The organism is Bacillus cereus group sp. MYBK5-2 (assembly GCF_051915685.1).
Taxonomy (GTDB): Bacteria; Bacillota; Bacilli; order Bacillales; family Bacillaceae_G; genus Bacillus_A; species Bacillus_A cereus.
Window position 1 is genome coordinate 1,348,485 of record NZ_JBQAFE010000001.1, and the last position, 22,602, is coordinate 1,371,086.

The window sequence follows — 22,602 nt, forward strand, 5'->3', positions numbered from 1 at the left end:
TTTTGTGCTTAGCGTGTTTTTTTAAAAAAATACTGGCGGTACCTCAAGAAATGGATAAAAAATAAAAATCATCGGAAACGAAAGCTTTTAAAATCCCGTTCCTAATTTAAAATGTAAAAAGAATGAAATAGTATGGTAGCGGGAAGAAAGTAGTAAAATTAAGCATCCGAGTAGGAGTATAGAGTGATAACATGTTACAATACAGCTAAGATCATGCAATAAAGGAGAGTTTTTTACGTGAAGATTAAAGCAATTGAACCGACGCCAAGTCCAAATACAATGAAAGTTATTTTGAATGAAGTATTACCATCAGGAGCACGTAATAATTATACAAATGAAAATAAAGAACAAGCACCAATGCAAGTGCAAGAAATTTTGAAAATTGAAGGCATTAAAGGTGTATATCATGTAGCCGACTTTTTAGCAGTCGAGCGAAATGCAAAGTATGACTGGAAAGTATTATTACAACAAGTTCGTGCTGTTTTTGGCGAAGAAGTAGTGGAAGGAAGTGAAGAACAACAACTGTCTCATTTTGGAGAAGTGAAAGTGTTTGTTCAAATGTTCTTTACAATTCCAATGCAAGTAAAGTTAACAGATGGAACATCGGAAGAACGTGTTGGCTTACCAGATCGTTTTAAAGAATCAATTATGAAAGTGCAAATGTCTGCACCAAACGTTGTAAAAGAGCGTAAATGGGTAGAACAAAGTACACGTTACGGTAATTTTGAAGAAATTGGGAAAGAAGTAGTGGAAGAGATTGTTGCTGCTTATTCAGAAGAACGTGTAAATGAAACGGTTAAAGAATTATTAAATCAAGCAGGTGCTGTTGAAGTAACGATTCAAAAGCGTGAGCCATATAAAGTAACAGAAGAGATGATGAAAGATTCTGACTGGAAAAACCGTTTTGCAGCATTAGAACAAATGGATCCTACTGAAGAAGATATTCCAGTGTTGAAGATGGCGTTAGATGATGAAAAAGTTTCAATACGCCGTTTAGCAACAGCGTATTTAGGTATGGTAAAAGGTGATGAAGTATTACCGTTATTATATAAAGCGTTGTTAGATCGCTCTGTAAGTGTTCGCCGTACTGCAGGAGATTGTTTATCAGATGTAGGTGATCCGGCAGCGATGTTCGTTATGATTAAATCTCTGAAAGATCCAAGTAAATTAGTACGCTGGCGTGCAGCGATGTTCTTATTTGAACTTGGAGATGAAAGTGCGATTCCAGCATTAAAAGCAGCGCAAGATGATCCAGAGTTTGAAGTAGCGATGCAAGCACGTCTAGCATTAGAGCGTATTGAAGGCGGAGAAGAAGCAAAAGGTTCTGTATGGAAACAAATGACGGAGTCTCGTAAAGGGGAATAATGTATGATTGTTTTCTATGATAGTTGGTGTACGATGTGTACGGCCGTTGCAGAACGTACGAAAAAATTAGATAAAAAGGGTAAGATGAAATTTGTTTCATTTCGAAATGAAGATGTAGTTGAGAAGTATGAGCTTTCTCAAGAACTACAAAGTAAGATGGAACAAAGACTGTATATTTTTGAAAATAATAAGTGGTATGACGGTATTCAGAGCATAGATGTATTAGCAAAGGCCGTTCCATCTTATTGGTTTGCAGTTCCTTTTATAAAGCTATCTATCGTACTTGGTTTTGGAAGTAAAGTATACGATTATATCGCTAATAATAGAAAACTCGTTCCAGTGGGACATTGCCGTGGTGGGGTTTGTGAAATCCCTACAAAAAAATGAAATCATCGTTATCTTTCTTTTGCACCTATTAATAGAGCGTGATATGATGAATTTGGAATGAAAGTTGAAGGAGAGATTACAAGATGTCAAATGCTTATGAAGAATACATGCGCCAAATGGTAATCCCAATGCGCCAAGAGTTAGTGCGTTCTGGGTTTGAAGAGTTAACTACAGAAGAAGCTGTAACAGAATTTATGGAAAATACATCAGGTACAACTTTAGTAGTTGTAAACTCTGTTTGTGGTTGTGCAGCTGGTTTAGCACGTCCATCAGCAGGTCAAGCGGTTGTTCGTGCTGAAAAACAACCTGATCATCTTGTAACTGTATTCGCAGGTCAAGATAAAGATGCTACTGCAAAAATGCGTGAATACTTCGGAGAAATTCCTCCATCTTCACCATCTATGGCATTATTAAAAGGAAAAGAAGTTGTTCACTTCATTCACCGTCATGAAATTGAAGGTGCAACTATGGACGAAATTATTACGAACTTAGAACAAGCTTTCGAAAAGAATTGCTAAAGAAGGGGGAGAGTAAATCTCCCTCTTTTCTTTATATAGAGGTGAAACAATGATCGTAACAACAGCAGGAAGAACGAACAAAGAAATGACAGATTATGCAAACGAGGTAGCAGCAGAATTAAATGCTTCTTTCGTTAAACGTAATGACATACCAGTACATAAGCTACATGAGCAGTATGAACAAGATGTGCTTGTCGTAGGGAAGAACCGATTAGCTATTTATCCAAAAGGTACGGAAGAATCGTTTTTCTTTCATCCAAACTCAGCGATGTTTCGTGTGAAAAGGTTAATGCGTGGAGAACACGATCCGTTTGTACAAGCCGCGCAATTAGAGAGAGGAATGACAGTGTTAGATTGTACGCTCGGGATGGCATCAGATAGTATTGTAGCTAGTTATGTTGTTGGGGAAAGCGGAAAAGTAACAGGACTTGAAGGCAATGAGTATATGGCTTATATTATGGAAAATGGTTTGAAAACATGGTCTTCATCCGTTTCTGAAATTGATGAAGCAATGCAAAGAATCCAAGTAAAGCAAACGGAGCATTTTTCATTTTTAGCGCAATGTGAAGACAATAGTTACGATGTCGTTTACCTTGATCCGATGTTTGAAGAAACTGTCATAGAATCCGATGGAATTAAAGGGTTAAAACACTTCGCTTTGTATCATGATATTACTGACGAAACAATTGCGGAGGCAAAACGAGTGGCGAGAAAACGTGTCGTTTTAAAAGATCATTTTCGTAGTTCTAGATTTGAAAAACACAATTTTTATGTATACAAAAGAAAAAGTGCTAAGTTTCACTTTGGTGTAATTGACCCTTGCTAATTGTTTGAAAAGATGTATAATAAGCAATAATTAATTAAATATACTGTCTGTGATGAAGAGAGTAGTCTTTTTTAGAAGGAAAGCGAGCTAGGGATGGTGTGAGCCTAGTACGGAAGAAAAAGATGAAGCGCACTTCGGAGATGCTTCTTGAACGAATAGTAGAGAAAGCCGAGGCCCCCTGTCCTCGTTATAAACGGGAAAGTGGTTCGTAACGAACAACAAGGGTGGTACCACGGGTTAAAACTCGTCTCTTTTTTAGAGACGAGTTTTTTGTGTTTTAAAAAATAAGGAGGTTGTATCATGGATTATAAAATGCAGTTTGCGGAAAGTTTATCTAATATTTTCACGAATGAATTAACGCAAAAACAAATTTTAGATTTAATTGAAACACCGAAACAAGATGAATTTGGAGATGCAGCGTTCCCATGCTTTTCATTAGCGAAGCAATATAAAAAAGCACCAGCTCTTATCGCAAAGGAAGTTGCTGAGAAATTCAATGATCCGTTTTTTACGAAAGTAGAAGCCGTTGGTCCTTATGTAAATGTATTTTTCAATCGTGAAACTGTAAGTGATGCAGTATTAAAAACAGTTTTAGCGGAGAAAGAAGAGTTCGGTCAAAACCACTTTGGCTGTGAAAAAACAGTAGTAATTGATTATTCCTCTCCTAATATCGCGAAACCTTTTTCGATGGGGCATTTACGTTCTACAATGATAGGAAATTCGCTGAAACATATCGCTGAAAAATGTGGCTATGAAGTTGTAGGGATTAATTATATAGGAGATTGGGGAACACAGTTTGGAAAGTTAATTACGGCTTATAAAAAATGGGGAAATGAAGCAGTAGTTAAAGAAGATCCAATACGTGAGCTATTTAAGTTATATGTCCAATTCCATGAAGAGGTAAAAGACGACGAAGAACTAGAAGAAGAAGGACGTGCTTGGTTTAAGAAACTAGAAGAAGGTGATGAAGAAGCGGTAGAACTTTGGAATTGGTTTCGTCATGAGTCCCTTAAAGAATTTTCTCGCATTTATGAACTTCTCGGCGTAGAATTTACTAATTTTCAGGGAGAAGCATTTTATAATAATTTAATGGAAGATTTTATTGGGATTTTAGAAGAACATGAGTTGCTTGAAGAATCAGAAGGTGCATTAGTCGTTAATTTAGAAGAAGAAGGAATGCCGCCTTGCTTAATTAGAAAATCAGATGGTGCGACGATTTATGCAACGCGTGACTTAACGGCAGCTTTATATCGTCAAAACACTTATGGGTTTGATAAAGCGCTATATGTTGTTGGTCCAGAACAAAGCTTACATTTCAATCAATTTTTCACCGTATTAAAAAAACTTGGCTATACTTGGGTTGATGGTATGGAACACGTACCGTTTGGCTTCATTTTAAAAGATGGTAAGAAAATGTCGACACGTAAAGGAAGAGTTATTTTACTTGAAGAAGTACTCGAAGAAGCAATCGAACTTGCAAAACAAAATATTGAAGAGAAAAATCCAAACTTAAAACAGAAAGAAGAAGTAGCAAAGCAAGTCGGTGTTGGTGCAGTCATCTTCCACGATTTAAAAAATGAGCGTATGCATAATATCGAATTCTCATTAGAAAATATGCTGAAATTTGAAGGGGAAACAGGACCTTACGTACAGTACACACATGCACGTGCTTGTTCTATTTTAAGAAAAGAAAGTGTAGAATTTGAAACATGTACATTTGCTTTAAAAGACGATCATAGCTGGAGTGTCGTAAAATTACTTAATAAATTCCCTCAAGTAATTGAAGCGGCTTTCAATAAAAATGAGCCATCGATTATTTCGAAATATATATTAGATGTAGCACAATCATTCAATAAATATTACGGTAATGTTCGTATATTAGAAGAGAGCAAAGAAAAAGATAGCAGACTCGCATTGGTTTATGCTGTGACGGTTGTATTAAAAGAAGGATTACGTTTACTTGGGGTGGAGGCACCTGAGGAGATGTAATATAGTAGTAAACTGACAAACTGGGTCTAGTATAAACCTGGTTTGTTTTTTTATTGGATATATATTTTTTTTGCAAAATCAATTAAAATCTTTTTAGAGAGGGTGATTCATATTGATTCGAACTTTTATTTTACAAATTCCTTGTCATAGAAGATTAGATAGGAGTTTTTTTAAACTACAAAAGTACATACCTTTATGTGCGCGTTGTACAGGCATGCTTATTGGTATTTTAATGTTTCCAATTTATTTTTATATGACACCTTCATTTCTTTTGGCAATCATACTATCATTTTTCGCTCAAATTCCGTTACTTATCGATGGGTTCACCCAAAAGTGGAAATGGAGAAGTAGCTCAAATTTGCTAAGAATAACTACTGGTGTATTAAGCGGTAATGGTATGGGATTATTCATTTCCTCTAGTGTTATATGGATATTATCTTAAGATATATAGTAATGGAGGTATTTACATAGATGTTCTGGATTTACTTAATTCTAATTTTTATTTCAGGCGGAAGTGGAATTGGTTTTATGATTCAAAATAAGTATACAGAAGCAATAATAGCTTTTGTTATTTGTATACTATTGTTTGGGCTACTGTATTATTATCTTAAAAGAAACAAAAGAAAGAGAAAAGCAGATTGTGACGATTTAGACTGTACGGATTGTTTTGATTGTGATTGTACTTGTTAAATTTTTCTTCCAAATAAAAAGCTAGTGTATTATTAAAAATACACTAGCTTTTTTGCTTTGAAATTTTAAGAAAAGTGTAGGAATACGGCTATTATATAGAGAACTTTAGTTTTGTATATAAAAGGAGGCGTTAGATGTTGGAAACGTATGATTGGAACAATAAACTAACATATTTAAAAAACACGAGAGATTTATATTACAACGACGATTATGTAAGCTTTTTAGTAAATACAGTTTGGAAGATTACTAAGCCTGTACATATCGTTGATTACGGTTGTGGATATGGTTATTTAGGGTTAGTATTAATGCCATTACTCCCAGAAGGTTCAAAGTATACAGGTATTGATAGTGGAGAAACATTATTAGCTGAAGCCAGAGAGTTGTTTCGTTTACTTCCGTATGATTCAGAATTTCTTGAAGGAGATGCTACAGAAATTGAACTGAACGATAAATACGATATAGCAATCTGTCATGCTTTCTTATTACATATGACTACTCCAGAAACAATGCTACAAAAAATGATACATTCAGTTAAAAAGGGTGGAAAAATAATCTGTTTTGAACCACATTGGATTTCTAATATGGCTTCTTATTTACTAGATGGGGAGAAACAATCGGAATTTATTCAGCTAGGTGTTTTGCAGAAATTATTTGAAAGTGATACGCAAAGAAATGGTAAAGATGGCAATATAGGCATGAAAATACCGATATATTTAAGTGGATTAGGTGTGAAAAATATTGAATGTAGAGTAAGCGATAAAGTGAACTTTTTAGATTCAAATATGCATCACAATGATAAAAACGATTTGTATCAATCATTAAAAGAAGAGGGGATTGCAGGTGATCCGGGTGATAAGCAACAATTTGTAGAACGTTTAATAGCCAGAGGATTAACATATGATAATGCGCTAGCTCAATATGGAGCTGAACTACGATTTTTTAAAATATTTCATGTGTATTCTTCTTTTGTATACGCTCCCAATATGAAAATTACATTTGGTGACATAGTTTGTTAAAAGGTATGATGTATAAGGATTGTCGTTTAATGTCGATAAGTCGATATTCGACATATAATCGCTGATAAATGTTAAGAATCGGTCGATATAATTTGAAAATCGCCGATAAAATGAAAGAATCGCTGATATATTTGAATTATCGCCGATATAATTTTATGTACTAATTTCAGCTTCTACAAGATAAAAACCGCATGATACGTTATTCCATATAATTAAACAAAATACGGAGAAAAACAATCGTTTTTACTATATTTTGTTATAAATTTGAATAATATTAATTAATACCATCCATTTTAAGAGATTTTAGTTGAATACATACTATATGGTGTGTAAAATCTAAGCAAGTAGCAGTTTAAATATAAATTCGAGGTGAATGCATGCTAGATTTTAAGCAATTAGAAACTTGTTTAAAAGACAAGAGATTTGTAGATGGATTACAGGAAATAAATAATGAAATTGCATATATAAAAGAAACGAATACTTTATCCTATGTGAAGAATTGGCTTGCCAATATTCCTTCGCATAAGGAGTTCGATATATTAATTCGCCTTACTGATGAAGGGCTTATGCACCAATACAGTTCATTCCTCATTCGTTACGCTTATAAAAAATTCCCAAATATGAGAACGCTCTCTTTATATTGTGATGAGTTAATTGATGAGCGGAAAATTCTTGAAGCAGAGCAGCTGTTAAAAGAAACTTTAGAAGAGAGTAATAAAGAAGAAATAGATGCAGATTTTTTAGCGAAAACATATTTTACGTTAGTACGATGTCTTTTAGAAATGAAACGAAACGAAGAAGCGTTAATGTATATGCAAAAAGCAGAGGAGTACAGTGCACGCGCAGTGTTTGATAAATGGGGCTACGTTTATATGCATACAGGTGAATGGGAGAAAGCGGAAGAACAATTTATTGCTGGCATGCAGCATGAAGATTGTGAAGAGTTATCTACCTATTTATTATCACAATTGTATGCGAATAAAGGAGAACAAAAACGCGCGATACAGTTAATCGATGATGCGATTGTAAAATTCCCACAAGTACCATATTTTCATTTTGAGAAGATAAAGTATTTATTAGATTTAGAGCAATATGAAGAGATGTTAGCGGTAATAGATAACATAAATACTCAGCTGCCGTATCATGCCTATAATACTTACTTTGTACATTTACGTGCAGAAGCACTGTACAAAATGAATAAATTTGCAGATTTACAAAAACTATTAAAAGAAGAAAAGAATTTAAAAGAATCTTTATATCATAATTTAGAAAAAAATCCGGATGGAAAAAAGGTTCACTTGCCGATAGTTCCTATTGTACAAAAGGATAATTATTGTGTTCCAACAAGCTTAGAGATGATGTTGCATATATGGGGAGAGAAACGTACACAAGATGAAATAGCAGAGTTTATTTTTGATATGACAGGTTCGAAGTTTTCAGATACTGTTTCTTATTTAGAAGAATTAGGTTATGAATATCGTTATTTTAAAGGGAATGAAGAGAATTATAAGAGACTGATTGACGAAGGAATTCCTGTTTTATTAAGTATAGATATTGAGCATGCTTCACACGTACAAGTTCTATCTGGATATGATGATACATTGCAAGCTTTCTATGTTCAAGATCCAAACTTTATAGAACCAGTTCTTGTGGAATATAGTAAATTACAAGAAAAATATCGTTATACAGGCTGTTTAGCAATCACGTTTGTTCCGAAAGAAAAGAAGGAGCAACTAGCGTTTCTAAGTGAGGAAGAAAATCGTTACTTTAAATCTATTTTTTCTCTTACGGATCATTTAGATGAACATGACAAAGAGGGAATTAGTAACTTAGTACAATTTTTAAAAGAAACGAGTGATAATCCAAATACGTGGTTATATACGATAAAGCACTTAGATGTTGAAGTAGATAAAGAATTTATTTTATATTGTATCGATAAGTTAATGGAAAAGTTTCCGAACTCGGACTTTGTTAAATTGCATGGTGCACAGTGTTTTATTCGTCTTCAGGAAGTAGAGAAAGCGGAGCAAATGCTGACAAGCGTTGAGAAGAAAAATAATCGTGCTTTATATCATTTAATAAACGGAAGATATGCGTTTGAACAGGAAAGTTATCTAGAAGCGATTTCAAGCTTTCGTTTATCGTTACAATTAGACGCAGATCAGCCTATTGCTTGGAGTTTTCTCGCTTTATCCTATATGTATATTGATCAATCTGAAAAAGCATTGCAATACTCTCAAGTTGCGTTAGAGCGTAGTCCTGAAAGGTTCACTTTAACAAATCACGGTTTAATATTAATAGATTTAGAAAGATATGAAGAAGCATATGAAATCTTTAATGACTTGTTAAAAGAGTACAAATATGAAGCGCATGTATGGTATGAACGAGCGAGATGTGCACATCAACTAGGGAAAGTATATTTAGCAATAAAAGGGCTTAAAGTAGCGATTCATTTGGATAGTAATGCACCTTACATTTATACGAAACTTTCGGAAATATACGAAGCTGATTTGAAGGATGAGGAAAGTGCGAAAGAAATTTTATTAAACGGTATTGAGAATTGTGATGATAAAGCACCTCTTTACGTAAAATTAGGTGATTATCATTTTCAAAATGATAGCTTGGAAGAAGCAGAAGTATTGTATAAGCGTGCTTTAGAAGAAAATGATGAGGATGTTTATTCTCACTTCGGACTTACACAAGTTTATATGGCAAGAGAACAATATAAGGAAGCAAAAGAATATATACTTGGTCTTGAGAAGCAAATTGAAAAGAGCCAAGATTTCCTCATGAATGCAGGAATGGTTTTATGGGATGCTGAAATTGAACTTGGTGGAAATGAAGAAGGGTTTAAAGTAGCACTATCTAAGTTAGAAAATGGTATAAAGAAAAGTGATTATAATGTAGCAAGTGCGTTAGATGAATATGTGAATCGAATTAAAGGAACGGAATTTGTACAACGAGGTATAGCATTTTTAAGAACGTTACACAAAGAAAGAAATGAAGTAAGTGAGTACGGTTGTTATGCAGGTATTTTATATGAATCTATTGGACAGTACGGCCAAGCGATGAAAAGATATAATAAGGCGATAGAACAAATGGAAACGGCATTACCGTATTACCGAATTGGTGAAACGCTTATGGCATTAGGGCAATTGACGGAAGCAAAACAAGCGTATGAAACATGTTTAGAGCTTGATGGGAATTTCGTAGGTGTACATTTACAGCTTGCGGAAATATACGAAAAAGAAGAAAACCGTTCTAAAGAACAAAGTCATATGGTTCAGGCGATGAAAGAAGAGCCGTTGCATATTAATATGGAATATTTAGCACAGCTTTCAGTAGATATGAATCTTCAGGAAGAATTGCTGACTGAACTAGAACAATTAGCGGACGAAGTACCTGAAATATGGCGTTTAGATGCGATTGCATATGTGTACGGAGCGATGAATGAAATAGATAAAGAACAAGCACAGGTTGAATACGCACTACAATTAGATGGTGAGCATATAGAAGTTCTATATCATTATGCAAAAGTATTAGTGAAAAAAAGAAATGTAAAAGCAATTGAAGTTGCAATGAAAGTAATACAAAAAGATTTTGATAATGAACGTATATTTGATGTTTATGTAAAAGCAGTAGAGCAACATAAAAAATTGTCTAACATACGAGATTTTCTTCATACGTTAAAGGTGAAAAAAGCAGAAAGGAGTACAGCATTCATGTATGCTGCAGCTGCGGTTACGGAAATATGGATTGAACGCCAGCTGCATGAACAGCCAAAACGATCTATCATTACGAGAGCTTTTTATCGTATGAAAAATCGTGCGAAAGAAATTTCAATGGTTACTATGATAATTGATTTATATGAAATCTCTTTAAAGTTAAATCCGAAAAATAGTATGGCAGCACAGCGATTTGCGCTATTTTATGAGAATGTAGAGATGAATAAAGAAGCAATAGAGATTCTGCACACGTCACTAGAAAATAAATGGGATTATGACGTAGCGAAGCAACTTGTAAATCTTTTCGTTGAGTGCGAGGAAGAAGATATGTTAAGAGATGCTTTGGAATTAACGAAACAAATGGTTCGAGAACTACCAGATGATTATGATACTCTTCTTCTGCAAGCACAAGTATTCTTTAAAGCAGGGGAAGAAAGAAAAGCAGAAAAGATTATCTTACAATTAACAGAGCAAACACCGTTTGTAAGTAGAGCATTTCTTGCTTTAGGAGAAATATATCAAAGTCAAGAAAGGTTTGAAGAGGCAATTCATGTATTAGAAAATGCTTCTATACATCATCCAAATGAAACAGCAATTCTTCTTTCTTTAGCATCTTCATATCATGGTGCTGGCCAAACGATACAGGCAGAAAAAATAACAAATGAAGTATTAATAATTGACGCGAGTGATTTGTTAGCAAGATATGATCGTGCTTGTTATTTAGCGCAGTTAAATAGAAATGAAGAGGCGAAGGAAGAGCTTGAATTTGTCCTTCGTGAGGATGAATCGGGATTCTTTACTGAACTTATTGAGGATGATGAAAATTTAGCAGCATTGCGAGAATTTGAAAAGTAATTGTATAGGAATAGGGAAAAAAGATAAGGATATATTTTGAATTAGTTGACAATTAGTTGCTAAATGGCATAAAATAACTTTTAACAAAGTATACAAATCTGAAGACGAGAAAGAGTAAAATAGTGAGCTGTTCTCCAGAGAGCCGGTATATTGCTGAAAGCCGGTGTGCAGACGTTATTTGAAAATCATCTCCGAGGAGCCGAGGCTGAAAGTAAGTAAGCCCGGACGGATGTCTACCGTTACAAAGAACACGTATGATAGTACGTTGCTAAGTGCTATTAGTGAAAAAGCTAATAGAATTAGGGTGGTATCGCGGGTAAACCCGTCCCTACTTTATAGGGACGGGTTTTTTGTGTGCTTTAAAATATTCAAAGGAGTGATTGTATATGGAAAAAGTAGATGTAAAAGAATCAGCTGTAGGAAGAGAAATGCGAATTCGCAAACAGTGGAACGAACAAAATATTTTCGAACAATCAATTCAGAATCGAGAAGGCGCACAGTCTTTCGTATTTTATGAAGGACCACCAACGGCGAACGGACTACCGCATGTAGGTCATGCACTTGGACGAACAATTAAAGATTTAGTAGCAAGATATAAAACGATGGCTGGTTATAAAGTGTTAAGAAAAGCGGGATGGGATACACATGGTTTACCTGTAGAATTAGGCGTTGAGAAGCAACTTGGTATTTCTGGTAAACATGAGATCGAAGAATATGGTATTGAACCATTTATTCAAAAGTGTAAAGAGAGTGTTTTCACATATGAGAAGCAGTGGCGTGAATTCACTGAAAGTATTGGTTATTGGGTAGATATGGATGATCCATATGTAACTTTAAAGAATCCATATATTGAAAGTGTATGGCATATTTTGGGGACAATCCATGAAAAAGGATTGTTATATAAAGGACATAGAGTTTCACCATACTGCCCAAGCTGCCAAACCTCATTGAGCTCACATGAGGTTGCACAAGGGTATAAAACAGTAAAAGATTTAAGTGCAACTGTGAAGTTTAAAGTGAAAGATAGTGAAAATGAGTATTTCTTAGGTTGGACCACAACACCTTGGACACTTCCAGCAAACGTTGCGCTTGCTGTCCATCCAAATATGGAATACGTTAAAGCAAAACAAGAAAGTCATGTATACATTGTTGCGAAAGAACGTGTACAAGAAGTATTAAAAGAGAACTATGAAGTATTATCTGTTCATAAAGGCGAAGAATTATTAAACACATCTTATACAGCGCCATTTCCGATGAAAGAAGTTACAAATGGTTACCGCGTTATTGCAGCAGATTTTGTAACGGGAGATAGTGGTACAGGACTTGTTCATATTGCTCCAGCATATGGAGAGGACGATTATAGAGTTGTTCAAAGTGAAGGATTGTCATTCTTGCACGTTGTAGATGAAAAAGGTGAGTATACAGAAGCAGTACCGTTTTTGAAAGGGAAATTTGTAAAAGATTGTGACGTGGATATCGTTCGTTATTTAGCGAAGGAAGGTTTACTGTATCATAAAGAAAAATATGAACATAGCTATCCGCATTGCTGGCGTTGTGATTCACCACTACTTTATTATGCAGGAGAAAGTTGGTTAATCCGAACAACTGCAATTAAAGATACATTTTTACAAAATAATGATTCTGTTACATGGTATCCGGATCATATGAAACATGGGCGTTTTGGTAAGTTTTTAGAAAATATGGTGGACTGGAATATTAGCCGAAATAGATATTGGGGAACGCCATTAAACGTGTGGGAATGTGAAAGTTGCAATCATCAGTTCGCACCGAAGAGCATTGCCGAATTAAGAAAGTATAGTACGAAAGAAACACCAGAAGATTTGGAATTGCATAAGCCGTATGTAGATGAAGTGCAAGTGTGCTGCGGGAAATGCGGAGGCACAATGAATCGTACACCAGAAGTGATTGATGTTTGGTTTGATAGTGGTTCTATGCCATTTGCACAATATCATTACCCATTTGAAAATAAAGAGTTATTTGAAGAACAGTTTCCAGCGGATGTTATTGCAGAAGGAATTGATCAAACACGCGGCTGGTTTTATAGTTTATTAGCAGTATCAGCACTATATACAGGAAAAGTACCGTATAAACGAGTGTTATCACTAGGGCATGTTTTAGATGAAGAAGGGCAGAAAATGTCTAAAAGCAAAGGAAATGCACTAGATCCAGTTGATTTAGTAGATAAATTTGGTGCAGATGCGCTAAGATGGGCTTTACTTGTTGATAGTGCCCCGTGGAATGCGAAGCGTTTTTCTGAAAGAACAGTACTGGAAGCGAAATCTAAATTTGTAGATACATTAGTCAATGTGTATAGCTTCTACGTTTTATATGCAAATTTAGATGAATATAATCCGAAAGAAACGTATGATGTAAAGCTTACAAAATTAGACGAATGGGTATTATCAAGATTGCATAGTACAACGAAAAAAGTAAGAACTGCACTTGATGATTATCAATTTACGAATGCAGCTCGTGAAATTGCAGCACTTGTAGATGAAGTGAGTAACTGGTATGTAAGACGCTCACGTAATCGTTTCTGGGAATCTGGTATGAACGCTGAGAAAGCAGCTGCGTATGAGACACTTCATGAAGTGCTTGTAACAATTAGTAAATTAATTGCACCATTTACACCGTTTGTCGCGGAAGACATTCATCTAAATTTAGAAGGAAGCAGCGTTCATTTAGCTGATTATCCAGTTGTAAATGAGTCACTACTTCAACCGAAATTAGAAGCGGAAATGGATGCTGTTTTACAAGTTGTTGAACTTGGAAGAAGTAACCGTAATCAGCATTCTTTAAAAGTAAAACAGCCGCTAGCAGAACTTGTATTACTTGAGCATAACGAGAATGATATGGATTGGGAATCTTATCGTGATATCGTTATGGATGAGTTAAATGTAAAAGCATTCCATGTTGAACTCGATGAAACAAAATACACATCATATCAATTGAAGCTTAATTTTAAAACAGCGGGGCCGAAATTCGGTAAAAATGTGAATGCAGTGAATGGTTGGCTAAAACAATTATCACAAGAAGAAGTACAAAACTTTGTATCAACAGGAAGAGCAGTTTACGAAGCAACACCAGGAGAAGAAGTAGTTGTAACTGTTGAAGATGTGTTAGTTGAGAAAGTTGCAAAATCAGGATTCTCTAATACGACTAACGGACAATATACAGTTATGTTAGATACGAATGTAACGGAAGAATTGTTGCAAGAAGGCGTAGCGCGTGAATTCATTCGTGCGGTTCAAGAATATCGTAAACAGTTGAATTTACCAGTTAATTTACGAGTCGATGTTATTCTTGATACAGAAGTAGAGCTACAGCGAACGTTAACGAACCATAAAGATTTATTGGAAGAAAACTTACTCGTTAAACAATTTACATTTGGTCACTTAACGAACGAAGACGATGAACTTTCTTTAGGTGAAACGAAAGTTCGAATTAAATTAAGCGCGGCTCATTAAAGGAGAAGGAAGTTGGAATGATTCCAACTTCCTTTTTGTATGATTAGAATTTATTTGACTATACATTCGATAGGACCACTAGCAATTGTCTTTTTTCATAGCGTACCGAACACAATACTGTAGAAATTTATTTCTACAGTATTGTGTTCAATTTATACATGAATATTGAGAAAATTTCACTTACCCTAAATGGAAAGGTAATAGAAGTGTTCATAGAGAATTACTCGTAGATTCAATTTTTATCCATCCGTTTTGCGGGGAATCATTGCCTAGTGGTAATGGGATAAGGTTGAGCTACTTTATTAGGGGGAGTGGTTCTATGTTTAATAAAAAAATGGTGGCAATGGCAATGACTGTGCCGTTAGTAATGGGGACAATTTCTACGGTTTCGGCATTGGAAAAACAACAGCAAGTAAAGTTAGAAGCTTATTCGCCACAGAAAAAAGCAACTGAATATTTAAAAGAAAATGCTGCGCAGTATGGATTGAAAACAGATCTTTCAGACTTGCAATATATTTCTACAACAGAAACGTCAGTAGCTTCATATGTTAGGTTCCAACAAGTTGTTAATGGTGCACCTGTATTTTCAAAACAAATAACAGTTACGCTTAACGGAGAGGGAAAGGGAGTACTCGCTGTTTCTGATTATCAGCCTGTTACAGGTGTGAAGGAAGTAACGACAAAAATTAGTGAAAAAGATGCAATACAAAAATCAATGGCGTATGTTGGAGAAGCAAGTGAGCAAAATTTATGGGCTCCTACAGATAAAGAGTTCGGATATATTGTTGAAGAAGGAATTGCTCGTCCAGTATATAAAGTTGTAGTCCATTCTAATAATCCATTTGGTGCATGGGAAACATTTATTGATGCAGAAAATGGAAAGTTAATTAAAAAGGTTGATATAAACCGAAAAGCTGAAGGGTCAGGAAAAGTATTTTTACCTAACCCAGTCGTATCTAGCGGTAGTAAAGTAGGCTTAAAAGATAATAACGATGCAGATTCAACAGCTCTAACGAACCAACTGAAAACTGTTACGTTAAAAGGTTTAGATGGAACAGGATTTTTAATTGGAGAATATGTAACGATTTCTTCAAAAGCGAAAACAAAATCTACGAATTTACAATTTAACTATACACGCGCAAATGATAGCTTTGAAGATGTTATGTCGTACTATCATATCGACACATTGCAACGTTACATTCAAAGTCTAGGTTTTAAAAATATTAATAACCGTTCGATAAAAGTGAATGTTAATGGTACAACTGATGATAACTCATTCTATTCTCCATCAACAAAAGCTTTGACTTTCGGTACTGGCGGTGTTGATGATGCAGAAGATGCTGGTATTATCGCACATGAATATGGGCATTCGATTCAAGATAACCAAGTTCCTGGCTTTGGTAGTTCAGCAGAAGGTGGAGCGATGGGAGAAGGATTTGGCGACTTCTTAGGTGCTACATATGAAGATGCAGTATCGACTACTGGATATGGTAAAGCATGTGTTGGAGAATGGGATGCGACAGCTTATTCTAGTTCAGATCCAACATGCTTACGCCGATTAGATACGAATAAAGTATATCCGAAAGATATAACGAATGAAGTGCATGATGATGGTGAAATTTGGGCTCAAGGCCAATACGAAATGGCACAAGCTTTTGGCCGTGATGTAGCAACAAAAATCATTTTACAATCACACTGGTCATTAACACCAAACTCTAAATTCAGTGATGGAGCGAAAGCGATTAAGCAAGCGGATGCTCTTTTATATGGCGGACAACATGCTGCTGATATCGATCGCATTTGGGCAGCGAGAGGCATTAGTACGAATTAATATAAAAAGTCGTGGCATTATAAGCCACGACTTTTTAATTTGCTTACGAACTGGTACTAGTAAATAAAGCTATATCAATGATAGTGTGAATATATCCGTATCCCATTTACTTTTTGGCTTCTTTAAAAACAAAATGCTCTTTAAATTTTCTAGATTCAACTTTTTGACCATTTCGCATCGATCGGAATGGGTGTTCTTGCCATGTAATAATAACATCAACTTCATCTGCTTTTGTAGCAACGGGTAAATTAGCGTGTTCAAATCCAGTTTTTCCACTTGCCAAACGACTTTCCTTTAGGGAAAAGAGTTCATATTTCGTTTTCTTATTTGGTTCGTTGCGGAATACTTCGACGTTTACATTATATACTTCACTATTCCCGACATTCTTTACTGAAAAATGATATGTTTGAAATTCATCTTTTTTAGCTTGAAGCATATTCTTGTTTGTTTTTTTCGGTTTATCAATATTCACTTGCCATCGATCAGAGTTTTGAGAGATTGGTAAAGATTTTGGTGAATAGGCATACGTTTCGTTTACTACAATTAAGCAAAACAAAAGGAGAAAGAAACTAATTGCTTTTTGCATATACACACCTCGCTTTAAAATTTTTATTAATATGCGTAAATGAATTAGTTTTTATGTAAAAATTGGAAAATATTAAAGGTGTAATTTCGGATGTAATAAATAAGAATATGTATTACAAAATTAACTTTTCACACTTTAGAAGAAGTTAGGAGTTATAAAACCAGAATGTTTCAAAAAAAGCTTGCGTTTTATAAGGTGAGGAGTTAGAATACTCTGTAAATATAAAAGTGATGATCAGGAAAAGTACATGGTGCAAAGGTCTACAGAGAGCAGCCGGTTGCTGGGAAGGTTGCGATACCGCATGATGGAAAGACACCTGTGAGTGTTGCTTTGAACGTGATTATTAGTAAAAGCAAACGGTACCTACCGTTATCAGGGCTAAGATGGTCAATATGACAATTTGGGTGGTACCGCGGAAAAAATCCGTCCCTATTTATAGGGGCGGATTTTTGTATTCTTTGAAAGGGGGTGAGTGACCGTGGATGATGACGATGACAACAATAACGTAAATAAATATAAAATTACTGGAGGGAAAAATAATGGATTCAATAATGAAGCGTTCACTCACAAAAGAATGTACAAAGAAAAGCGGAAAGGTTGTATTACTTCAAGGATGGGTAAAAAAGATTCGACATCTTGGAAATGTTAGTTTTTTATTATTACGGGACAGAACAGGAGTAATTCAATGTGTATTAGAAAATGAATTGGCCGGATATAAAGTTGATGTAGAAAGTGTCGTCCATGTAATCGGTGAAACAGTCGAGACGTCGAAAACAGAATTGGGTGTTGAAGTACTTGCTCATGAAGTGAAAGTAATAAACGGTGCAGAGCCACTTCCATTTGAAATAAATAAAAAGAAGTTACAAGTTGGCTTAGATCAACTACTTAATGAGCGAGTAATATCATTAAGGCATGAGCGAACCGCAGCGATTTTTAAAGTGAAATCTACACTCGTTCAGAGCTTTAGTGAATTTCTTATAGAGAACGATTTCACACGGATCTTTACGCCGAAAATTGTTTCGCAAGGGGCAGAAGGAGGAGCAAATGTTTTTAAGCTTCCATACTTCCAAAAAGAAGCTTATTTAGCACAATCACCACAGTTTTATAAGCAAATGATGGTGGCAGGTGGGTTAGAACGAGTTTTTGAAATTGCACCTGTATATAGAGCGGAACATCATAATTCTTCCCGTCATTTGAATGAATATATATCGTTAGACGTAGAACTTGGTTTTATTCATGATTTTTATGAAGTGATGCAACTAGAAACGGATGTTTTACGATATATGTTTCAACAAGTAGCGAAAAAATGTGAAATAGAACTACAACTATTACAAATAGAAGTACCTGTTATTACTGAAATACCTAAAATTACATTGTTAGAAGCACAAGAAATTTTGAAAAGTAAGTATCGTAAAGAATCTCCTGTAGGGGATTTAGATACAGAAGGTGAAAAGTTACTAGGGAAATATGTAAAGGAAACATATAATAGTGAATTTGTTTTCATTACACATTATCCGAAAGAAGCGAGACCGATGTATACGATGCAAAATAAAGAGAATCCAGCTATTACTGATTCATTCGACTTATTATATAAAGGGCTAGAAATAACGTCAGGGGCACAGCGAATTCATAATTATGAATTGTTACTCGCTTCGTTTAAAGAAAAAGGATTACATCCAGAGAAATTTCAATCTTATTTAAATACATTCCGATATGGTTGTCCACCACATGGAGGTTTCGGAATTGGGTTAGAAAGGATTGTATATAAACTATTAGAATTAACAAATGTACGAGAGGCGAGTGCTTTTCCGAGAGATTGTACTCGTCTCATACCGTAAAAAGAATCTTCGCGATTATCGCGAAGATTCTTTTTTTATAGTTCGTTTGAAAAGGTGAAAATATAGATTCTTTCTTTTTCTAATAAGCTTAGTAAAAGTCAGTTGAAATATGAACCATTTCGACAAAAAAATCAATATACCCCTTGACAGTTACAAATATAACCGATATACTTCATATTAATTTCAAAAGAAAATATATTCTAAATATTACAATGTGTTGAATAGGAGTAGTAAGGTCATGTATTTGTACAGAGAGCTATGGGTTGGTGCGACATAGTCAAATGACATCCTGAACTCGCCTAGGAGCAGTAAGGTGGAACGGAATCACATTCTTAGTAAATCTTAACGGTTAACCTTCGATATTAGGTTTGTAATCAAACGATTACTACTAAGGTGGATTCATAATGGAATCAATAAGGGTGGTACCGCGTTAAGTAAATGGCTTAGCGTCTCTTTATATAGAGATGCTAGGCCATTTTTTTATTATATGGAAGAAGAAATGGAGGGTTTATTTGAATAGGTTTATAAAATTTATTTATTTATATAAAAAGATTTAATTAGGAGGAAAATGAGATGAAACAGACGGAGCAATGGACTTCGAAATTAGGTTTTATAATGGCGGCAGCCGGATCAGCAATTGGACTTGGTGCGATATGGAAGTTCCCTTATATCGCTGGGAAGAGTGGGGGAGGAGCGTTCTTTTTAATCTTTATATTATTTACTGTTTTAATTGGACTACCGCTACTTATAGCTGAATTTATGATTGGACGCAGTACGCAGAAACAAGCAGTTGGAGCATTTAAAAGCATCGCACCAAATACAGGATGGCATTGGATCGGACGCCTTGGTGTTGGAACTTGTTTTATACTACTTTCGTTTTATAGTGTTGTAGGTGGATGGGTATTAATTTATTTATTCAGAGGAATAACTGGACAACTGATTACTCCAGGACAAAATTACGGTACATTATTTACTGAAACAATTGGGAATCCTGCTTGGGCTATTATGGGACATTTCGCTTTTATGTTCATTACGATATGGGTTGTATCAAAGGGTGTACAAAACGGAATTGAAAAAGCAAGTAAATATATGTTGCCAGCATTGTTCGTTTTATTTGTCGCTCTTATTATTCGTTCGTTAACACTTGATGATGCAATGAAAGGTGTGAAGTTTTTCTTACAACCAGATTTCTCAAAGATTACTTCGGAAAGTATTTTGTTCGCAATGGGGCAATCATTCTTTGCAATTAGTATCGGGATTTCAATTATGGTTACGTATAGTTCCTATTTAAATAAAAAAGAAAGTTTACCAAAATCAGCAATAACAATTGTTGGATTAAATTTATTTGTTTCATTATTTGCAGGTCTTGCTATTTTTCCAGCCGTATTTTCATTAGGAATGGAGCCAACAGAAGGACCTGGATTACTATTTATCGTATTACCATCTGTATTTAGTCAAATTCCATTTGGTGGGTTTTTCTTAACAGTATTTCTTGCACTATTTACATTTGCGACATTAACATCAGCATTTTCTCTACTAGAAACTGTTGTTTCAGCATTAGCAAATGGTGAACAAGAAAAGAGAACGAAATTATCATGGCTGATCGGTTTCGGCATTTTCTTAGTAGGTATACCATCAGCGTTATCATTTGGAGTATGGAGTGATATTACGATTTTCGGAAAGAATATTTTTGATGCAGTAGACTTTTTATCTAGTAATATATTAATGCCGCTTGGTGCACTATTTATTAGTATTTTCGTTTCATTCAAAATGGAGAAGAAGGTACTAGAAGCGGAGTTTTTTGTAGGTGGAAATTATGGAAAGAAAGTATTTACTTGTTGGGCATTTTTACTTCGATTTGTAGTACCACTTGCAATAATTATCGTCTTCTTAAATGTAATAGGGATTATTTAATATTAAATGTTATAATATTCAGTAAAAAAAGAAGATGGGGATGTTTATGGCGAATTTGATAGAAACAGGAGAGTATATGAATATTAGAGGGAAAAAGCTATACGTTGAAACACATGGAAATCCTAAAAATAAGCCAGTCTTATACTTGCATGGTGGACCAGGAGAGAGTTGTTATGATTTTTCATTTCATCAAGCGGAACGTTTAAAAGGTTCTCTATATGTAATTATGATAGATCAAAGAGGTGTTTGTCGCTCAGAAGAAATTACTGAAGACGAAGCTTTTGGATTAAATGATTTGATTGAAGACTGTGAGGAATTAAAAAAAGTATTACAAATTGAGAAGTGGTCTATAATTGGACATTCTTTTGGTGGATATGTAGCATTGCTTTATGCGTCGATATATCCAAGTTCAATAGAGAAAATAATATTTGAAGGACCAACTTTTGATTTTGCATTAACAAGTAGAGCTTTGTTGCAAAAGACAGGGCATTTATTAAAAAAGTATGGAAAAGAAGAAGTAGCAAAAGAGTGCTTTGCTTATTCATCTAGCGATGCTAGTTCAGAAGAGTTGTTAGAAGCTTATATAAGATTAAGCGCTGAATTAGAAGAAAAAAGAATGGAGATTTACAATAATAAGGAAGATAGGACAGATGAGAGTTTATACAGTGATGAAGAGTGGGAAATATTTTCAAATCGCTCCAAAATTCACTTTGATAGATTAAAATTAGAGGGAGCATGTCATACATCATTATTATCAAAAATAAAAGATGTACAAAATCTAATGTTATTAATAGTAGGAAAACATGATGTAGTAACGTGTGAAGAACAAATTAAAACATTTAATAAAGATGCCCGAAACGGCAAGTATATCGTATTTGAAGAGAGCGGTCATTCACCTCATTATGAGGAAGCAGATAGATTTGCAGAAACAGTCATACATTTTTTGAAATGAAGAAAAGGGTGCTTCTATAAATGAGAGGCACCCTTTCTAAATTTCTGGATATGTGATTGTGATGTTAGGCCACTTACTTTGCCAATTCTTTTTTATAACTCTGTTTTTGTACATATGTAATCGTTCTTTTGATTCAAGAAAATGAGCTGTTGGTCTCACTTGTAAAGAAAGGACATCTCCAATACCACATGGGGCTGTTAAGATAACGTTGTTTAGTTCATCAAGTGTAACTCCTAAAGCCGTTGCTGTTTCAGGGAATTTAGAAATAGCATTAACAGAAGAAGAATATGGTGGCATATTATTCACTACATGCATACGAGCTTGATTTTTTACAGACCAAGGGATAGTAGCATCCATATTCATTAATTTCGTTTCTAATGATTGTTCGTATATCTCATCTTGATGTAGACTATCATAATAAATCACATCAACATCAGGCATAGCCGTTTTAGCTTCATAGTCATGTAAAGTATCCCAAATTTTAGAACGAACAAATCCGGCACAAATCCACCAATCAGGTAGCTCTAGTGATTTTGCCATTTGTAATACATTCATCATCCATTCGTCGTTTTCTATTAAGCGAATTATATCTTTCTCTGTTTTGATCTTCATTGATAAATTC

General features: G+C 34.8%; 16 protein-coding genes and 4 other annotated features. Of the genes, 14 read left to right on the forward strand and 2 right to left on the reverse strand.

Going from position 1 to position 22,602, the window contains the following annotated elements:
• Positions 1-237 precede the first annotated feature (237 nt).
• From ACTFP3_RS07235 to ACTFP3_RS07285, 11 genes are all read left to right on the forward strand, one after another.
• Entirely contained in the window at positions 238-1,365 is a 1,128-nt protein-coding gene (locus ACTFP3_RS07235; protein WP_086385943.1) for a conserved virulence factor C family protein, read from the forward strand.
• A 3-nt stretch (positions 1,366-1,368) separates the two neighbouring features.
• The gene (locus tag ACTFP3_RS07240; RefSeq protein WP_326036069.1) at positions 1,369-1,752 is read left to right on the forward strand and encodes a DCC1-like thiol-disulfide oxidoreductase family protein; all 384 of its coding nucleotides are present in this window, start codon (positions 1,369-1,371) and stop codon (positions 1,750-1,752) included.
• 83 nt (positions 1,753-1,835) lie between these two features.
• Positions 1,836-2,270 carry a BrxA/BrxB family bacilliredoxin gene (locus tag ACTFP3_RS07245; RefSeq protein ID WP_000063706.1) on the forward strand — a complete coding sequence of 145 codons (435 nt, stop codon included), beginning with the start codon at positions 1,836-1,838 and terminating at the stop codon, positions 2,268-2,270.
• Positions 2,271-2,319: 49 nt separating this feature from the next.
• Positions 2,320-3,096, forward strand: coding sequence for a class I SAM-dependent methyltransferase (locus ACTFP3_RS07250; protein ID WP_326036070.1), 777 nt, complete (start codon positions 2,320-2,322; stop codon positions 3,094-3,096).
• Positions 3,097-3,136: 40 nt separating this feature from the next.
• Positions 3,137-3,351 (forward strand) — a binding site (T-box leader).
• A gap of 45 nt (positions 3,352-3,396) precedes the next feature.
• Entirely contained in the window at positions 3,397-5,085 is a 1,689-nt protein-coding gene (gene argS / locus ACTFP3_RS07255; RefSeq protein ID WP_326036071.1) for an arginine--tRNA ligase, read from the forward strand.
• Between the two features lie 112 nt (positions 5,086-5,197).
• Positions 5,198-5,527, forward strand: coding sequence for a DUF2085 domain-containing protein (locus ACTFP3_RS07260; protein ID WP_000621475.1), 330 nt, complete (start codon positions 5,198-5,200; stop codon positions 5,525-5,527).
• A 29-nt stretch (positions 5,528-5,556) separates the two neighbouring features.
• Entirely contained in the window at positions 5,557-5,775 is a 219-nt protein-coding gene (locus tag ACTFP3_RS07265) for a hypothetical protein (RefSeq protein ID WP_000498601.1), read from the forward strand.
• A 137-nt stretch (positions 5,776-5,912) separates the two neighbouring features.
• A complete protein-coding gene (locus tag ACTFP3_RS07270) occupies positions 5,913-6,791 on the forward strand; it encodes a class I SAM-dependent methyltransferase (protein ID WP_440010001.1) in 879 nt (292 codons plus the stop codon).
• Between the two features lie 377 nt (positions 6,792-7,168).
• Positions 7,169-11,371, forward strand: a complete 4,203-nt coding sequence (locus ACTFP3_RS07275) for a tetratricopeptide repeat protein (RefSeq protein ID WP_440009841.1) — start codon at positions 7,169-7,171, stop codon at positions 11,369-11,371.
• Between the two features lie 92 nt (positions 11,372-11,463).
• Positions 11,464-11,704 (forward strand) — a binding site (T-box leader).
• A gap of 53 nt (positions 11,705-11,757) precedes the next feature.
• On the forward strand, positions 11,758-14,859 hold the full coding sequence (gene ileS / locus ACTFP3_RS07280) for an isoleucine--tRNA ligase (protein ID WP_326036073.1): 3,102 nt from the start codon (positions 11,758-11,760) through the stop codon (positions 14,857-14,859).
• A gap of 319 nt (positions 14,860-15,178) precedes the next feature.
• On the forward strand, positions 15,179-16,690 hold the full coding sequence (locus ACTFP3_RS07285; protein ID WP_000482274.1) for a M36 family metallopeptidase: 1,512 nt from the start codon (positions 15,179-15,181) through the stop codon (positions 16,688-16,690).
• 106 nt (positions 16,691-16,796) lie between these two features.
• Here the strand turns inward: ACTFP3_RS07285 and ACTFP3_RS07290 are convergent, their stop codons facing one another.
• On the reverse strand, positions 16,797-17,276 hold the full coding sequence (locus tag ACTFP3_RS07290; RefSeq protein ID WP_001167921.1) for a hypothetical protein: 480 nt from the start codon (positions 17,274-17,276) through the stop codon (positions 16,797-16,799).
• Between the two features lie 221 nt (positions 17,277-17,497).
• Positions 17,498-17,710: a binding site (T-box leader), on the forward strand.
• Between the two features lie 105 nt (positions 17,711-17,815).
• On the opposite strand from ACTFP3_RS07290, the gene aspS reads away from it, so the two are divergent.
• The 3 genes from aspS to ACTFP3_RS07305 all read left to right on the forward strand — a co-directional run bounded on the left by aspS (position 17,816) and on the right by ACTFP3_RS07305 (position 21,980).
• The gene (gene aspS / locus ACTFP3_RS07295; RefSeq protein WP_000377334.1) at positions 17,816-19,114 is read left to right on the forward strand and encodes an aspartate--tRNA(Asn) ligase; all 1,299 of its coding nucleotides are present in this window, start codon (positions 17,816-17,818) and stop codon (positions 19,112-19,114) included.
• A 208-nt stretch (positions 19,115-19,322) separates the two neighbouring features.
• Positions 19,323-19,571 (forward strand) — a binding site (T-box leader).
• Positions 19,572-19,687: 116 nt separating this feature from the next.
• The gene (locus ACTFP3_RS07300) at positions 19,688-21,028 is read left to right on the forward strand and encodes a sodium-dependent transporter (RefSeq protein ID WP_440009846.1); all 1,341 of its coding nucleotides are present in this window, start codon (positions 19,688-19,690) and stop codon (positions 21,026-21,028) included.
• Between the two features lie 46 nt (positions 21,029-21,074).
• Positions 21,075-21,980: an alpha/beta fold hydrolase gene (locus ACTFP3_RS07305; RefSeq protein WP_001284946.1), complete on the forward strand. Its 906-nt coding sequence runs from the start codon at positions 21,075-21,077 to the stop codon at positions 21,978-21,980.
• Between the two features lie 36 nt (positions 21,981-22,016).
• Here the strand turns inward: ACTFP3_RS07305 and ACTFP3_RS07310 are convergent, their stop codons facing one another.
• Positions 22,017-22,592 (reverse strand): nucleotidyltransferase family protein, encoded by a 576-nt coding sequence (locus ACTFP3_RS07310; RefSeq protein WP_326036075.1) that lies wholly within the window; start codon positions 22,590-22,592, stop codon positions 22,017-22,019.
• Positions 22,593-22,602: the final 10 nt, after the last annotated feature.

Coding starts and splice junctions, on each gene's coding strand:
- ACTFP3_RS07245 (WP_000063706.1), top strand. CDS start 1,836: ATGTCAAATGCTTATGAAGAATACATGCGCCAAATGGTAATCCCAATG.
- ACTFP3_RS07250 (WP_326036070.1), top strand. CDS start 2,320: ATGATCGTAACAACAGCAGGAAGAACGAACAAAGAAATGACAGATTAT.
- ACTFP3_RS07265 (WP_000498601.1), top strand. CDS start 5,557: ATGTTCTGGATTTACTTAATTCTAATTTTTATTTCAGGCGGAAGTGGA.
- ACTFP3_RS07300 (WP_440009846.1), top strand. CDS start 19,688: ATGAAACAGACGGAGCAATGGACTTCGAAATTAGGTTTTATAATGGCG.
- ACTFP3_RS07310 (WP_326036075.1), bottom strand. CDS start 22,592: ATGAAGATCAAAACAGAGAAAGATATAATTCGCTTAATAGAAAACGAC.
- ACTFP3_RS07290 (WP_001167921.1), bottom strand. CDS start 17,276: ATGCAAAAAGCAATTAGTTTCTTTCTCCTTTTGTTTTGCTTAATTGTA.
- argS (WP_326036071.1), top strand. CDS start 3,397: ATGGATTATAAAATGCAGTTTGCGGAAAGTTTATCTAATATTTTCACG.
- ACTFP3_RS07285 (WP_000482274.1), top strand. CDS start 15,179: ATGTTTAATAAAAAAATGGTGGCAATGGCAATGACTGTGCCGTTAGTA.
- ACTFP3_RS07305 (WP_001284946.1), top strand. CDS start 21,075: ATGGCGAATTTGATAGAAACAGGAGAGTATATGAATATTAGAGGGAAA.
- ACTFP3_RS07240 (WP_326036069.1), top strand. CDS start 1,369: ATGATTGTTTTCTATGATAGTTGGTGTACGATGTGTACGGCCGTTGCA.
- ACTFP3_RS07275 (WP_440009841.1), top strand. CDS start 7,169: ATGCTAGATTTTAAGCAATTAGAAACTTGTTTAAAAGACAAGAGATTT.
- ileS (WP_326036073.1), top strand. CDS start 11,758: ATGGAAAAAGTAGATGTAAAAGAATCAGCTGTAGGAAGAGAAATGCGA.
- aspS (WP_000377334.1), top strand. CDS start 17,816: ATGGATTCAATAATGAAGCGTTCACTCACAAAAGAATGTACAAAGAAA.